This window comes from Shewanella corallii, assembly GCF_023349125.1.
Lineage (GTDB): Bacteria > Pseudomonadota > Gammaproteobacteria > Enterobacterales > Shewanellaceae > Shewanella > Shewanella corallii.
On record NZ_JAKIKT010000010.1, the window covers coordinates 103,392 to 119,854 of the forward strand.

Consider the following 16,463-nt stretch of genomic DNA (forward strand, 5'->3'; position numbering starts at 1 on the left):
GTTTAATTGTTTGAGTTGAGCACTAAATAACTGAAACTGCATGTGTTAAATAACATGTTCGGAATAAGGTTATATAGCCGTTATTTAAATCAGGTTTTATATCTATTACTGAATAGTATTTTATTACTACAAAAAAGCCTGCTTCTCAGCAGGCTTTTAAAATTGTCTGATTATCAGGACTCGATGCCCACAATCAACCATGGAGCATTAGGCTTGGACAGGTCACGCTCAAGATGCCAGATATCAGTAATATCCTCTTCCATCGCATCCTGAGTTTCTTTGTACTTGCCTGAGAACTTAAGGCTCAACTCCGCTAACGACTGGTTATAGTCTGCGCGAACCAGTTCAGCATTAATAAACAGAATCTGGTTATGCAGTTCCCCGGGCGTTGCAGCGCGGTCTTGCTCAAGGGCCTGATACAGATCTGCAGAGACATATTCGCGGATCTTGTCCAGATCGTTGGCATTCCACGCACGCTGGATCTGCATGTAGTGATCACGGGCACGGTTAACAAAGCCGTTGGCATCGAAACCCGGCGGCAGGTTGAAAGGAACGTCGCTGGCCTGAGCACCGAAGCCACCACCAAAGTTACCAGTCTGCTGAGGCTGAGCCTGGCGTTGATACTGATGCTGACTTTGAGGACCCGCATAAGCTGGTTGGGGACGTCTCTGGCTCATCGCCTTTTGCGCCATCACTGACTTGATAATTTTAAAGATAATAAACGCCAGCACGCCGATGATCAGGATATCCATAAACTGGATCCCCTCAAAAGCACCACCGGCAAACAGAGCAGCCAGCAAACCACCCGCCAGTAATCCGCCTAACATGCCGCCCATCAGGCCTTTTTTAGCGCCAGATTGCGCTGCGGTGCCTTGCTTTTGAATCGAGTCAGTACGCTGTGCCTGTTGCTGTTTAGCAGGTGCAGTTTTATGGGACTTACCATAGGACTTGCCACCACCAAAACGCTTGGCATCTGCATGGGGAACCACAGCAAGGCTAACAGCCATCACCAAGGTAAACAGGGTCAATAACTTCTTCATATTTCTTCCTGTATTAAAAGAGAAAATGCATGTTATTGGAGGCCCGGCCTGCTAGCAAGTCTGATATCGTTAAAAAGTGTGAGTATACCAATCCGCATAGGAGTTTAGTCACTCAGCGAGAATTTAAAGGCGTGGAGACAATCGGAGCGAGCAAAGGTCTATCGGGATAAATCAAGCGAGCTCTGGGCAGTATGCGCACCTTTAAAACTCGCCCTTCGGGAGCCTGTCAGCCACACGATTACTGCCCCAAATTGTTTAGTCATAGAACCACTATGTCGTCATCAATTTGGATTGTACTCGAATGGCTGACATGGCTCTGATGAGATCAATCTCCTATGCGGATTGGTATTATAAAAAAGCCGGGCGTGTGTCCGGCTTCTGTCTGATTAGGGGCTGAGTGTTAAGTTTTAGATGATTGCCAGCTTTTGTTGAGCTGCTGATAGAAACGCTGGTCATCTTCCTCTGCGTGAGGCACAAACAGGAGAAAATAACTCTGGTCTTCCAGAGTAATAGTGATCACTGAGTTATCGTTATCTGAGTCGGCATACTCAATCTCTATCTCCGCTACCTGCTCGAAAGGCACAGATCTGGAATCAAACTGGCCTTCATCCTTCCAGTAAGAGAACACCCGGGTGTCAGTAAAGCCGTTGCCATCATCCCGAACATTGAAAAGCGCATCACTGTAGAAGAGTACAGGTGTTTCGTTCGCGCCGAACAGCTGCTTTCGCTGCATATAACTGATATCTCTCTGCCACAGCTCATCACCTTTAACGACTCTTTCTGACGGCATCAGGCCAATGGATTGGGTTACGGCAAATACCGCCAGAGGCACTGTGACTATAGCGATGGCAATGTGACGGGCTCTTGGCCTTGAGTTATGGGCAATAGCCTCTCGGCGACCAAGATTTAGCTGGTTGACATATAACACCAGGGGAAGCACACACAAAGGGAGCAAGAGCTCACTGAACCAGCCCGCTTTTTCTGATAACTGATGAGACGCGTTGAAGACGAAAAACAGAAAACACAATACTCCCATCACAAAAGTAGACACAGGGAAACTAATGTTCCGGTCCGAATGCCTTTGCTTTAACGTTAAGTAAAGTGGGTAAAGCCAAAACACGCCGAAGAGTGCCCTTACAAATGGCCAGATATCTGAGTCGTCTCGACGTTTGATATATTGCCAGCACTTGTATTGCCAATAGAAAGGGTAAATACCCAATGTCACCAGAGACAGTAAATAGAAACTGATTGGAGAAACAGGATAATATTCAACCTCCCCATCATAATCTTTGGCAACCAGAAAGCTGGAGATAGCTAAAACCAAACTAAACAGCATGATAACCAGGATAATGACAATCCATACCGCTTCAGATAACCCAATATTGTCAGGTACGGCTTGTGAGTCAGACGAAGTGGCTGATGCAGGAGCTGAGCGGGTTAAACCAATACTCAAGGAATCTCGAACTTTTAATATTGCGTCCGAATAAGCTTTTAACTCTTCAGCTGATATCAGATCTGTGTGGGTTTTAAAGCTGTATTCCAACATCAGCTTCCTACCCTTTTTATCGAATGTTAATTGATACTGATAATCGAAAAATGGATTGGATTCATTGATACGCTCGTCAGTAAAGCTCCAGTCTTCAGATTCCAGCTCAATCCGAATCAGACCATTAATTTCGAGTGGAAAAGTTTGCCCCCTGGGCCTTGGGTCGCCGGCATCGGGAACCTGAAGATAGGATGACACCTGGTTCTCACTGAAGTAAATAGTCAATGCCCCTGCTTCATCGATCTCCCAGGCCTCATCCATATTGTAGGACTCATGGTAGGTCAACTCACCGTGGTTACCGTGAACGACCTCGAGAGGTTCGGCGATTGTTATGGTCGGAAAGCTATTACCGTAATACTTGAGGTACTGTTCAGAGACCCCCTCGAGTCCGTTGCTGCTTAAAGTTGAACGGCCATTAATTGCATCTACGCCTCCATAGGTGGTCACCACCCTCAAGCTCAATGGATTTTCGTTGGTATCAGGTAGTTTATAGACCTCTTTATATTCAACCCGCGAGCCTGAGTTGGACTTGGACATGAGCTCAAGCTGATGGCCTGTGTCGTCCAGCACAAGTGCATACCCATAGTCAGGCTGGTATCCGGTAGCCTGTTGATGAAGTATTGTAGGATCGATCCACTGCACTTCTCCCGCGACTTCCGCTTTTACGATCGCATGGTTAAATCGCTTAGGTGAAGGCTGCATGGTATCCAATACCTGGCCCTCAGTGGAGTGCACCAGAACAGGAGAAGCCTTAACACCCATCGCCCTCAAAATCGCCGCTAACAACACAGTTTTGTCTTTACAGTCACCATAACGTTTAGTCAGGGTATCCGGCGCCGACGCAGGCATATGACTGTTGCTGCCCATCTCAAGCCCCAAATATCGGATCTCCTCCTGTACAAACTGAGTTGCTGCCGCCACCTGTTGCTTCTGGTCGCCGCTCTCCTTAAATCTTTTCGCCAAAGCTGTGATTTCATCATCTGCAACTGTCTGACGCTCAAAAAGCGGTCTTGCCCAGTCAGTTACCTCTTGCCAGCTATTGACCTCATTAATAAACACCCTCGCATAGGGACGGTACCAGGATGGAGTATCATTGGGCACTCTGACTGCAGGCACCTGATTTAACATCAACTTATACTCTGTAGTGTCTCCTAGGCGGATTTGCTCCATCTCCATCTCACCGTCTGTAAAATGGATATTCGGGGGCGTTTCTTTTTGCCAAACCAGACGATAGTGCTGATCGTGAACCGGTACCGACCATTGCAGGGTTCGCGCAGCAGAAAATATGCCCTGATACACGGGATTTTGACCGATACGGGTGAAATGATATTCGAAGATATCACCAACTCTGACATCATTAACGATCCAATAGGCTGACTTATTCTGCCTGACCAGGAGTGCATCATTGCCTCTGCTGTCCTGCAGCGAAAAACTGACATCCCGGCTTTTATCCAACCACACCCCATCACGCTTTAATCTGACACCGTGGAACAGAATCTTTTCGTAGCTGGGATCAAACTCAATCTCAATCTGTGAGGCCGTCTCCAGCCCATCACTGCCGGTAATCTGTTTTGCATAACGAGAGTAATATTCGGGAGCATCCTCTTTCGGAACCCTGTATTGGTTGTCGACCAACAGGGTGTAGATGCCGTCTGTGACCTCATCTTTAGGTATCTCAGACACTGTCGGTATCTTGATAGCCGACACCCAGTCGGGAACACCTGTGAAATATAAGCCCTGAGTTTCATACTGGCCGGATGCCCATTCAGTATCCAATTCATGGCGGGTTTGAATCTCATTGTTGCCCAAAGCTTGAAAGGGCAAAGCCAAGAGCATCAACAGGCTGTAAATTGAGTGACATTTTCCAATGTGAGGATCAAAGTTAAAGCCTTTATTAAATAGACGAGTCAGCGTTGTGATTATGCTTATTGGCATCTTGGCTAATGGAATCGAATACAGGGCTTTTTATCTTCACGAATAGCCGGATTGCGCGCAACATATAAATAACATTTTGTTCAGACTCAAATCAGAGGTATCTTGATTTGAAATCAACAACCAGAAACCAAGTGCATTCCAGTTTGTGAAACCAAATACTCCTTCATTTGCCAGATATATCTTTCTCATTGTCGCCATAGCAGTGGTTATCTGGCTATTGCTCACCGACACGCGCAAGGACTCCCGCGAGACTTTGCTGATGGAATATCAACAGTTATTTCAAGCCTCATACGACGCAGTGGTTCTGGAAGCTAAGATCAAGGACAGAGATCTGGGCCAGGCAACCGTCAAAATAGATGGCATAAAAGTGAACCTTTTAAACGGTTATCCCACACCCAGAAGTATGCTCAGTCTGCTCGGATTACCTGATTGCAGTATTAAGCAATCTGATGTGGCAGTTTGTATTACGCAGCTAAACGATCAACTGGAATTGAGTGTTAGTGGCAAAGGCACCGACACCCGCATCATCCTCTACCCTGCCGGTATGGACCCAGCTCAATGGTGGCAAGCCTGTATGCTGATCTACTATCGGCCCCAGTCCCCAACACACTCAGAATTTAAAAAAACTCCCCATTATCAGAGCCAACTGTATATAGATAAATGCCAGTAGCAGCCCCCCTATGTCGAGATAGGCAACTCCCGTGTTTGTGTGACATTTCAATGAATTATTTGCGACACCCATAATGCAAAGCCTGTTGTGACAGCGCTCACAGCCAGCGTCATATTAACGACCAATTCCTGAAACCTTTCTTTAACAAATGTTCTTTAGGGTTCCGTCTGAACTTTTAACAACTCTGCCGGATCTCGGAGAACATAATGAAATTGCACAATATCTTTGCGCTCAGTGCTTTATCTACTGCACTGCTTTTGGCTGGCTGTGGCGGCGACATCAATATCAACACCGGAAATGATGACAATGGAGGCTCCACTCCAAACCCAACGCCTCCAACAGAAACTCCTCAGCAAAAAGCCTACAAAGGTTTCGCAACCAAGAGCACTTCCCTTGCATCTGTCGATGGTAAGGAAGTTTGGGTACTCAAAGGCACTTTGGCACCGTCAACAGGCAGCTCAACGATTGGCAGTGGCACCACAGGTGGACAGAATGGCGCAAAGATCGTACTTGGCAGTGATGTAGTGTGGCAACTGGACGGCGCAGTTGTCGCCGGTGGCGACCAAGAAAACTCGGTCGAGCTGGAAATCATGGAAGGCGTTAAGGTACTGGGTGGCAATGATGCCTATCTGGTCGTCAGCCGTGACTCAGAAATTAAAGCAGAGGGCACTGAATCTGCACCTATCGTATTTACATCTGTAGAAGCCGGTATCGGTCAACAGGGTCAGGCCGGTCAATGGGGTGGTCTGGTGCTGCTTGGGAATGCGCCCGTTAATACCTGTCCGGATCTGAACGATTGTGACGTGGCTTTCGAAGTTGGCAGCCATCAATACGGTGGTAACCAAAGTGACGACAGCTCAGGCTCTTTGAAATATGTTCGTGTTGAGTTTGGTGGCTTCAAAATCAATGACACTCAGGAGATGAACGGTATCTCCTTCGGTGGTGTCGGCAGCGGTACCACAGTGGAATATATCCAGGTTCACGAAAACAACGATGACGGCGTTGAGTTCTGGGGGGGTAATGTTGCTATCTCCAATGTGGTGTTGACCAACAACTTTGATGACTCACTGGACTGGACCAACGGTTGGCAAGGCAGTGCCCAACATGTCTACATCAGCCAGAAAGACAACGGTTCCAACCGAGGTATTGAAGCAGACAGCAATTCAAGCGCTGATGCCGAGCCACAGTCAATGCCGGCACTGGCAAACTTCACCATCGAAGTGGCAGACGGTGAGAACTCCGGAGGCGATGACGCCGAAGGTATTCTGTTCCGTAAGGGCACAGGTGCTCACACCTACAACATGCTGGTTAAGGGTGGCGTAGACTCTGGCGAATGTCTCGAAATCAATGACGACAACACTGTGGTGGCTACTGAAGACGGTAACCTGACCATGAACAACAGTCTGATTGACTGTGTTGAACCGTTCAAAAACACCAAGGCTGATCCAGACAAGGGCAACACCATGACACTGGATGTTGAAGCCTGGTACAAAGGTCAGGATGGTAACCTGGTGGGGGCAGCCGATCTCGATGGCTATATGCCAAATGCAACGTCCCGGGCGCTGACCGGGGGTAAAGCGGATCTCGCCAACGTAGACAGCCGTTTCACCAACGCCAATTACATAGGTGCATTTGACGGCACCAATGACTGGACCCAGAACTGGACTACCGGCATTCACGGTGACGCCACTCCCCCCAACACAGAGTTGCCTACCCTGACCTCCTGCCCTGTTGGGACCACCTCTGAAACTGTGACAGCTGGCCTGTACAAAGACAGTAATATCACTCTGGTCTGCGCTATGAGTGGCAACATGACGTCAGATGTTACCTTGCTGGCCGGTAAAAACGTGCTGTACAAGATTGACGGTGGCCCACTGGTTGTTGGCGGCGACAATGAAAACTCAGCCACTCTGGCCATTCAGGCTGGCGTAAACCTGTTTGGTACAGATAACTCCTATATTGCAGTGTCACGGGGCTCTGATATCAAAGCCGTGGGCACAGCAGCCAAGCCTATCATCATGACCTCTGAACAGGATGTGATTCAAGGTGCAACCACGTCCCGTGGTCAATGGGGTGGGCTGGTACTCCTGGGTAATGGCCTGACCAACAAGTGTGATGATCCAAATTCCTGCGATGTTGCCTTTGAAGTGGGTGACCACCCTTATGGCGGCAATGACAATGCCGAGAGCTCAGGTCAGCTGTCTTACGTTGTGGTTAAGTACGCCGGATTCAAGGTCAACGACACCCAGGAAATGAACGGGATCTCCTTTGCTGCTGTGGGCAGTGGTACTCAGGTAGACCATATTCAGGTTCACGCCAACGGCGACGATGGTGTCGAGTTCTGGGGCGGCGCAGTCAACCTCAAATATGTGTACCTCAGCGACAACTTTGATGACTCCTGGGACTGGACCAATGGTTGGACAGGTAAAGCCCAGTTTGTCTTCATCACCCACGAAGATGGCCAGGCTAACCGCGGTATTGAAGCCGACAGCCACAAAGGCACAGGTGACACTCCTGTCTCGAACCCTACTTTGTCAAACGTAACCATACTGCCGGGCGTGGATGTAGAAAACGCCAGTGGAGACAAGGGTGAAGGTATCCTGCTTCGGGTCGCAACAGCCGGTGCGCTGCACAACGTACTGGTACAGGGTCGTAAAGGCGCGACGTCAACCACTGAAACCGGTGAGTGTCTGGAGCTGGACGGCACCTACTCTGAACTGGTTGATAACGTCAATGACGGCAAGCTGGTGATGACCCACTCGGTAATCGATTGTAACGAGCCTTTCAAATACAGCTCTGACAATACCGATACGGCAGATGCCATCAATGTCGCCAACTGGTTCAGCGGACAAACAGGTAATCAGGCCACCGCGGTTAACACCAATGACGGTATCCCTTCCGCTGGTGAAACCAAGCTGCTGGGCGCAGGTGTCGATATGAGCACGAGCGACAGCTTCTTTATGTCAACTGACTATATCGGTGCCTTTGACGGTACCACCGACTGGCGTGAAGGCTGGGCATTCATCGAAGAATAAGCCCGGCGTGTCCCCGGCATAAACAGGTGTTTGTGCCGGGGTGAACCCAGCCTAAAAGAATCAGAACGACAAGCCGCTTGCTGCGGCTTTTGCCTGACAGGAACAGGATTGTACACATATGAAAACTCAGCCTGGTTTTCCAGCCAATAAGCTCAGCCTTGCAGTGACTTCTGCTTTGTTAGCCCTGTGCGGCGTCATGCCTTTGAATGCACAGGCGGCTGATAATGAAGAGCCCGCTGTCGATGGCGATGACTTTCCTATCGAGCGCATTGAGGTCATGGGCCGTCTGCGTGCTTCAGCTTCTGCCGCAATGGAAGAACGCCGGGAAGTCCCAACTGTGTCTGACTTGATGGGCGCAGAGCAAATCTCACGCACAGGTGACAGTGACGCCGCGTCAGCATTGCGTCGTATTACCGGCCTGACATTGAAAGATGGCAAATTTATTTATGTACGTGGTCTGGGAGAGCGCTACTCAAGCACGACCCTGAATGGCGCTAATGTCCCTTCTCCGGACCCTACCCGAAATGTGGTCCCGCTGGATATGTTCCCGGCATCAATTATCGACACTCTGTCGGTACAAAAAGCCGCATCCGCGGATCTTCCTGCAGCCTTCGGTGGCGGTCATGTCGATATCCGCACTAAAGCGATTCCCGCCGACCTGCTGTTCAAGGTCTCTGTCGGGGGACGCCTTAACAGCAATGACTCCCAGGATACCCTGACCTACCCTGATGGTCTGGACGCCAGTGGCAAGGACGATGGTGCCCGCGCCATGCCCTCCAGCATCAATGAAACCATCCAGGCTTATGGTGGTATCAGCCCCATTGATATTGTCACCAACTCCAAGGGCACCATTAACTTTTCCCAGGCTCAGGCCATCAACCGCGCCCTGGCCGAAGACCTGAACCGGGATATGGATTTCAACCGTGAAACCACAGATCCCGGCCTGCGGGGTAATATCGCGGTGGGGAATCGCTGGGATATTGGCGAAGACTGGGTATTTGGTTTTATCGCTGCGGGCTCCTATAAAGAGCAGGCAGAAAACTACACCAAGAAAGAGGTGGAACTGGACGGTGATGCCACTGAAATCCAAATAGAAAACCAGCAGGATATCGAAGGGACTGAATATGTCGTTCAGACTTCAGGTATGCTGAATATGGGCATCGAGTTCACCGAAGACCACAGTATCTCCACCTATACCACTTACCTGCGGGATACCTCAGATGATGTGTCCATTGCTATCGAAGAGACCATAGACACCATAGGTGAGCCGAATGCACTTCAGGTGTTTGAAATTGACTATGAAGAGCGTACTTTGATCTCCAACCAGATCAAAGGGGAGCACTACTTCTATGACTGGTGGGATATCGAGTTTAACTGGATGTACTCAGACGCCCGTTCCCGTCGTTACGCCCCCAATGAACTGGTATACACATACAATGTGGTATTTGATGATGAGGGTAACCAAACCACCCGTAATCTCAACACTCAGGACGCACCCAAATATGTGTTCTCCAACCTTGAGGATGATACTGAGAACTATGGCTGGGATCTGTCTCTGCCATTGGAGCTGGGTGACAATATCATCACTCTCAAAGGCGGCTATCAGTACTATGAACGTACCCGGGAAAGCTATGCCACCCGACTTGCACTGGACGTCAACCTGACACCAACGGATACCAATGGTGAAATACTGCGCCAGGCCTTCTCAGCGATTTTCTCAGACTCAAACATCCAGAATAACCTGCTCAAACTTGAACTGAAGGATGCCTCGACCGACACCGAAGATTATGTCGCAGCCGAGATCACTGAAGCGGGCTTTATGAGCATTGATGTGGATCTGGACGACATCTGGCGCATCTATGCCGGTGTTCGCTATGAAGACTTCAAGCGCGCAACTCTGCCGCTCACGCCGGAAGGCGAAATCTCTGATGAAGGCGGCCGTTATCAATTGACCGACTATGTTATTGCTGAAGATGGCTGGTTCCCTTCCCTGTCTCTGACCTGGAAGAGTACCGACGAGCAGCAATGGCGTTTCGGCGCCAGTAAAACTGTGGTACGTCCTGACCTGCGGGAGGTCTCACCGGTACGTTTCCAGGATCCGGTAACGGGGTTTGATTTCTTTGGAAATCCGGAGCTGAAAAGCTCAGACATCTATAACCTGGACCTCAGATGGGAATGGTATCCGGGTCGCACCAATAACTTCAGCGCCGGTCTCTTCTATAAAGATGTTGAAGCACCCATTGAACCTATTCAACGTATTTCTGAAGCCGGGCGTCAGCTCAAATTCTATAACGCCGAAAGCGGTGAAATATACGGACTTGAACTTGAATTTCTGCAGGGACTTGGCTTTATCGGTGGTGATGACAGCATCTGGGATGCCTTCTTTGTTGCCGGTAACCTGACCCTGAGCGATTCAGAGATCAATATCAAACCCAATGGGGAAATTGACCCTACCAACGAAACACGTGCCATGACAGGTCACTCTCCCTGGGTGGCCAACCTGCAGTTGAGCTTTGATTCACCGGATGAAGCACACAGTGCAACCCTGGTATATAACGTGTTTGGGGAAAGAATTGCCTACGGTGGACGTGGCGGCCTTGATGACGTGTTTGAGCAGCCGTTCCAAAGCCTGGATTTTACCTATAGCTATACGCCGGTAGAGTCCTTTGCCATGAAACTGAAGGTGAAAAATATCCTGGGCTCCGAGACTGAGTATGAGCAACAGGATAGCCAGGTGTACGCCAAAGATCCTGGCACTGAGTACACCTTGCAGTTCAGTTATACCTACTGATCTGCGTTTTTGCAGCAGCCAAAATCCGGCCTTCGGGCCGGATTTTTTTCGTTATAGGAGGGTAAATATCTCTGACACAATTTGGCAATCTCAGGGTCATCTGTTTTCAGCCAAACTGTCATCTTCCCCCCTTAGTGTGTAGCGCATCGCAGTGTGAGCTGGCTCTCATTGCTTCATCAAAACAACAAAATGCGTTAACACTCAGGAGTGTCCAATGAGCAAAGCAACCCATGACCCAAGGTGCTACAACAAAAGTAATAATGAAACATTTAATCAGGTGCTTGAACGTCATCTTTCCCGTCGCCACTTTGTTAAAGGTGGACTGGGTATGAGCGCCATGGCCGCCTTCGCCGGAGCTGGCCTGAGTGGCTGTAATTCCAGCAATGAAACTGTCGTTAAACCTGCGCCAACGCCACCACCCGCACCAACCCCGGCCCCACCGACACAAGCCTCGGTTAAACTGGGTTTTGATTCTATTGCCGGCTCTATGACAGATGCTGTTGCCGTTCCTCAAGGTTACAGCGCCCAGGTATTGGCTCCCTGGGGCACGCCACTGAATGATAAAGCCAGAGAATGGAAGTCTGACGGCACCAATACGGCAGAAGATCAGGCCAATGCCATGGGGATGCACCATGATGGTATGCATTTCTTCCCGCTGAATGACAGCAGTGAAGATGGCCTGCTGGTGGTAAACCATGAATACCTGGATTTGGATGCCCTGCATGCAAACGGTCCAACGCTTGATGCTGATGGCAAGCGTACTGTGGTGGATGAGGTACGCAAGGAGATCAACGGACATGGCGTTTCAGTGGTACGTATCCGTAAGAATGGCAGCCAGTGGGAGGTGGTTAAGAACGACCGCCATAACCGTCGTTTTACCGGTGCCACCATCATGGATATTGCCGGCCCTCTGGCATATACCTCTTATCTGGAAACCCGCTTTTCCCCCGATGGTAGCCAGGCCCGCGGCACCCTTAATAACTGTGGTAACGGATATACTCCCTGGGGCACCTACCTCACCTGCGAAGAAAACTGGCCCGGTTACTTTGTAAACCGTGGTGACCACACGGAAGATCAGGACAGACTCGGCCTGAGCCATTCAAACAGCCGTTATCGCTGGGATACCCTTGAAGGCCACACAGAGGAGTTGGTGGATGAATTTACCCGCTTCAATGTCACGCCAAGTGGCAACAGTGCCCAGCAGGATTACCGCAATGAGGCCAATGGTCACGGTTACATTGTAGAAATCGACCCATATAACCCAGCCACCCGCGCAGTAAAGCGCACCGCGCTGGGTCGTTTCCGTCACGAAGGTTGCACCTTTGGCAAACTGGAAGCCGGTAAGCCTGTGACCTTCTATTCAGGTCATGATTCACGCTTTGAATATATGTACAAATTTGTGTCAGATGCCAACTGGGATCCTGCGGATGCCAACCCAGCCAATCGTATCGCTACCGGCGATAAATACATGAATGAAGGCACACTTTACGTCGCCAAATTCAATGCAGATGGTACAGGTAACTGGATCCCCCTGACACTGGACAGCGTGACCACTGATGGTCGCCGCCTGGGTGAAAAATTTGTATCTCAGGCCGCCATTATTCTGAACACGCCCGGGGCAGCTGATGCAGTAGGAGCCACTGAGATGGACCGGCCTGAGTGGTGTGCCGTCGATCCATTTACCGGCAGCGCTTACCTGACACTGACCAACAACACCCGACGTGATGAGGCCAATGCCGCCAACCCGCGCATAGATAATTCATTCGGTCACATCATTCGCTGGGATGAAGGTGAAGACGCCACAGACTTTAGCTGGGATATTTTTGTATTTGGCTCACCTGAAGATGGTGATGCAGATACCAACCGCTCCGGCCTGGCGGAGCTTAACCAATTTGCCAGCCCTGACGGCCTCGCCTTTGATAAGCGTGGCATTATGTGGGTGCAGACAGACAATGGTGCTGATGAAGTTGAGGAATACACCAATGACCAGATGCTGGCTGTGGTGCCTTCAACCTTGGTTGATGGTGATGGAAATCAGCAGGTCATCAGTGCTGACAACCAAACCCAGTTGCGTCGTTTCTTCGTCGGTCCCAATGGCTGTGAAGTGACAGGCTTTGCTATCACTCCGGATTACAAGAATATGTTTGCCAATATTCAGCACCCGGGCAATTGGCCATATTCCGCCAATGCTGCTGAGGTCACACCAGCAGGCACCAGCGTTCGTCCAAGGGCGGCGACTGTGGTCATTACCAAAAACGATGGTGGGGAGATAGGCGTCTAATCCAGAGGATTAGCAGTAAAAAAGGGCTCCTGTTGGGGCCCTTACTTATTTGATCATGAACTTGGTATGGAACGACCTTGTCGTTGTTAGACTGTTGAGGCTCAGGCAGGCCCGAATCAGACAAGGTCAACTTACCCTTTGTGCCATTGACCCTTGATCAAATCAAACTGGTGACGGCTGTCGTGTACACCGATTTTGGCTTTCAGGGGGAAATGCTTTCCTCCAGCCTGTTGCCAACAATCAAAGAACCAATCGATTAATGTATAAGAAGCGATACCCCAGGCATTAAATTCGTTGTCACCCATTGCATAATTACTTTCAAGCTCCCAGGGGTAAACCTGAGGGTTCTCCAGTAACTCAGGCTCAACGGGTGATGGGTACTGAGCCTCTCCGTTGACCATAATGAACACTTCCGAATTATCCGCATCCAGGAAGAATGTCTGCACAGGAAATCCTTCACTAAATCCATCTGGAAACAATTCAAATGCCAACTCGACAACATCTTCAGGGTAACTGTGCTGAATCAATTGCCGGAGTACCTGAGTCAGATCTGCAGACAGCAGACAGAGATACTGCTTCACCGCTTGTTGAAACCCTCTCTCCGCCTCGGTGGTTATTTCCAATGGATTCAATTTAGCCTCCTGAACTTGTTCACTTACTCACTGTATTTTGTTCAATGCGGGCTGACTGGTGTCAATATATCCAGCATAAACTCCCTGAAACCCGGGTATAAAGGTTTTGCTAAACTGTGCAGACTTGCCCTCGACCTCTCTTTGACTGTATTTAATTCAGAATGATCAAACCACACCAAAGGGGCTGGCTCTTTGGATGCGTCCGAAATGTCTATGCACACCGGCCCCCAGGCATCTCCCCAAAGTGCTATGGGAAAGTACCCACAATCTATTAAGGGACGCCAGGCGGCAATTAGTTCAGCCAAAGGCTGGAGCGGACTATCACCTGGAACAGGAGTCATCATCACCAAAGTATCCTGATAAGCGCTGCTGTGAACCTGTTCAAGCAGATGACAGCAACTGCTGAGATATTCCCGGACACAGACAGGTATTTTTATGCTCTGCTGGTTTTCAAGCGCCGCCAGACTGACGTGATCCACCATAGCTTGCGTGACTTGCCACTCGACCCAGCCATCCTTATCAACCTTGCCCTTCCTCATCTGTTCTGGCACGGCACTGGCTGGGAGCACGTCAGGAAATGCAGCAACATAGGCACAAATAAGTTTGTTTATCTCAGCTGCAGACATGTTTTTTTGCGGCTCGGACATTGGCAGGTTCCATACGGGTCAGAGTTAATCTCACCCAAAGATGTGATGAATAATACAAGCCCCTTCGATCGGGGGCTTATCAGGCTGAGATTCTGATTTCAGGTCAATTTTATTGTCACACAGTGGAAGCCCGGATTTAACCGGACTTTATGGTGAGATTTGCCTGAGTGTTACGCGAAAAGGTGGAAACAATAGCTGATTACCAATGCCAGACCAAAGGACAATGCAAGGGCTACACGATAGAGAGTCGATTTTGATTTGAACCGACTCAATTCAGTTGAGCCCTGATCAGCAAAGCGACCATTCAACAGCATCTGCAATGCCACCGCTTTTGGCCATTTATCTTCACTGCCCAGCTGGCTGGCTTGTTCGACCACCTGCTGCCAGAGCTCAGGCTGACTCACTTCAAGATGTTTACACAGCTCTGCACCAAGTGTCTGAACAAAACGGACATAGAGAGACACAAACATCAGGGATAACAGGATAAATAGTAAGATGGCGTTCATCGACTTCCCTCTGATGAATAGATAAATTTATTAATATATTTCAGATCATTAGCTTTATATACAAAAATGCCGGCAAATGCCGGCATTTCACTCAGAGCTAAGTCGCGATTAAGCGAAAGCATCCTGCAGTGGTGGTACTACCTGCTTCTTACGGCTCAGTACACCATCCAGCCATACACGGCCGTTTTCGGTAGCGGTACCGTAAGCACGCTCAACTACGGCAACGTCATCAGACACAACCAGCAGCTCAGAGCCTTCTTTCATGATGTCGGTCAGCAGCAGCATCACAGAGTGACGGCCACCCTCTTCTTTCAGAGAGGCAATATCAGCTTCCAGCTCGTGCTTGATGGCGTCAAATACAGATAGGTCAACCACTTCCAGCTGGCCAATACCAACCAGCTTGCCGTTCATGTTGAAGTCTTTAAAGTCACGCATAACCAAATCACGGATTGGCGTACCTTCAACGGCAGATTTCACTTTGAACATTTCCATGCCCAGGCCGTGGAAGTCTTCAACACCTGCGATATCAGCCAGCGCTTCAACGCAGCGAATATCAGCAGTAGTACAGGTTGGAGATTTGAACACAACAGTGTCAGACAGAATGGCACACATCATGATGCCGGCGATCGCCTTTGGAATTTCCACGCCGTGGAAATCGTACATCATCTTGATCACTGTGTTAGAGCAGCCTACAGGGCGGATCCAGCACTCCAGTGGAGTAGCGGTAGTCAAGTCGCCCAATTTGTGATGGTCAACAATACCTACGATAGTTGCCTGAGCGATATCGTCCGGAGCCTGAGTCACTTCAGAGTGGTCAACAATATAAACCTGCTCACCGGCATAGCTCTCTTTGAATTCTGGGGCTTCAACACCAAAGGTGTCCAGAATGAACTGAGTCTCAGGAGAGATCTCGCCCAGGCGAGTGGCAATGGCTGGCTCGCCGATCTGGTTTTTCAGATAGGCCAGCGCGATAGCACCACAGATGGAATCAGAATCAGGGATCTTGTGTCCCACTACGTATATAGACATGGCTCAATCTCACTATTAATTTCGGCGCATTTTAACAAATCCCATCCAAAGCAGGAATCCTGTCAGCCAGGCTGTTAACGAGTATGCGGCTTAAACAATCGCGAGATTCTACAAAATTTTTCCCCCGAACAAAATGTTAAAGCCGTAAATCAGACTAATTGTCATCATCAATTGAACAAACAAAAAACGCCGGAGTGATTTCACTCCGGCGCTGGCCTATAAAAACAAATCTATTGCCCCCTAGGGTCTGTTGACCTTTGAAGATGGTTTTTGCAGCACTTTGTCGTTGTTTTATACAAAGCAACGCGATTGTGGTGTAGTTGTTCTACATAAATGAGCGTTAATGCAGTA

General features: G+C 49.3%; 10 protein-coding genes. 4 read left to right on the plus strand and 6 right to left on the minus strand.

Annotated elements, in window-relative coordinates:
* Positions 1-173 precede the first annotated feature (173 nt).
* Together L2725_RS20270 and L2725_RS20275 are read right to left on the minus strand one after the other, a co-directional pair.
* Positions 174-1,040 carry a Tim44 domain-containing protein gene (locus L2725_RS20270; protein WP_249250639.1) on the minus strand — a complete coding sequence of 289 codons (867 nt, stop codon included), beginning with the start codon at positions 1,038-1,040 and terminating at the stop codon, positions 174-176.
* A 400-nt stretch (positions 1,041-1,440) separates the two neighbouring features.
* Positions 1,441-4,422 carry a DUF3857 domain-containing protein gene (locus tag L2725_RS20275; RefSeq protein WP_249250640.1) on the minus strand — a complete coding sequence of 994 codons (2,982 nt, stop codon included), beginning with the start codon at positions 4,420-4,422 and terminating at the stop codon, positions 1,441-1,443.
* Positions 4,423-4,666: 244 nt separating this feature from the next.
* Here L2725_RS20275 and L2725_RS20280 point away from each other — a divergent pair, with 244 nt between their 5' ends.
* From L2725_RS20280 to L2725_RS20295, 4 genes are all read left to right on the plus strand, one after another.
* Positions 4,667-5,191 carry a hypothetical protein gene (locus L2725_RS20280; protein ID WP_249250641.1) on the plus strand — a complete coding sequence of 175 codons (525 nt, stop codon included), beginning with the start codon at positions 4,667-4,669 and terminating at the stop codon, positions 5,189-5,191.
* A gap of 206 nt (positions 5,192-5,397) precedes the next feature.
* The gene (locus L2725_RS20285) at positions 5,398-8,226 is read left to right on the plus strand and encodes a hypothetical protein (protein WP_249250642.1); all 2,829 of its coding nucleotides are present in this window, start codon (positions 5,398-5,400) and stop codon (positions 8,224-8,226) included.
* Positions 8,227-8,344: 118 nt separating this feature from the next.
* Positions 8,345-11,017 carry a TonB-dependent receptor domain-containing protein gene (locus L2725_RS20290; protein WP_249250643.1) on the plus strand — a complete coding sequence of 891 codons (2,673 nt, stop codon included), beginning with the start codon at positions 8,345-8,347 and terminating at the stop codon, positions 11,015-11,017.
* A 214-nt stretch (positions 11,018-11,231) separates the two neighbouring features.
* Complete coding sequence (locus L2725_RS20295) at positions 11,232-13,298, plus strand: PhoX family protein (protein WP_249250644.1); 2,067 nt, start codon at positions 11,232-11,234, stop codon at positions 13,296-13,298.
* Positions 13,299-13,429: 131 nt separating this feature from the next.
* Here L2725_RS20295 and L2725_RS20300 read toward each other — a convergent pair whose 3' ends face one another.
* From L2725_RS20300 to L2725_RS20315, 4 genes are all read right to left on the minus strand, one after another.
* Complete coding sequence (locus L2725_RS20300) at positions 13,430-13,930, minus strand: hypothetical protein (protein WP_249250646.1); 501 nt, start codon at positions 13,928-13,930, stop codon at positions 13,430-13,432.
* Positions 13,931-13,971: 41 nt separating this feature from the next.
* Entirely contained in the window at positions 13,972-14,577 is a 606-nt protein-coding gene (locus L2725_RS20305; protein WP_249250647.1) for a hypothetical protein, read from the minus strand.
* Positions 14,578-14,747: 170 nt separating this feature from the next.
* Positions 14,748-15,083, minus strand: a complete 336-nt coding sequence (locus L2725_RS20310; protein WP_249250648.1) for a hypothetical protein — start codon at positions 15,081-15,083, stop codon at positions 14,748-14,750.
* Positions 15,084-15,191: 108 nt separating this feature from the next.
* Positions 15,192-16,112, minus strand: coding sequence for a manganese-dependent inorganic pyrophosphatase (locus tag L2725_RS20315; RefSeq protein ID WP_248936204.1), 921 nt, complete (start codon positions 16,110-16,112; stop codon positions 15,192-15,194).
* Between the last annotated feature and the right edge of the window lie 351 nt (positions 16,113-16,463).

Excerpts from the sequence above, each read along its gene's own strand:
- L2725_RS20270 (WP_249250639.1), bottom strand. The coding sequence starts at position 1,040 with ATGAAGAAGTTATTGACCCTGTTTACCTTGGTGATGGCTGTTAGCCTT.
- L2725_RS20275 (WP_249250640.1), bottom strand. The coding sequence starts at position 4,422 with ATGCTCTTGGCTTTGCCCTTTCAAGCTTTGGGCAACAATGAGATTCAA.
- L2725_RS20285 (WP_249250642.1), top strand. The coding sequence starts at position 5,398 with ATGAAATTGCACAATATCTTTGCGCTCAGTGCTTTATCTACTGCACTG.
- L2725_RS20290 (WP_249250643.1), top strand. The coding sequence starts at position 8,345 with ATGAAAACTCAGCCTGGTTTTCCAGCCAATAAGCTCAGCCTTGCAGTG.
- L2725_RS20295 (WP_249250644.1), top strand. The coding sequence starts at position 11,232 with ATGAGCAAAGCAACCCATGACCCAAGGTGCTACAACAAAAGTAATAAT.
- L2725_RS20305 (WP_249250647.1), bottom strand. The coding sequence starts at position 14,577 with ATGTCCGAGCCGCAAAAAAACATGTCTGCAGCTGAGATAAACAAACTT.
- L2725_RS20310 (WP_249250648.1), bottom strand. The coding sequence starts at position 15,083 with ATGAACGCCATCTTACTATTTATCCTGTTATCCCTGATGTTTGTGTCT.
- L2725_RS20315 (WP_248936204.1), bottom strand. The coding sequence starts at position 16,112 with ATGTCTATATACGTAGTGGGACACAAGATCCCTGATTCTGATTCCATC.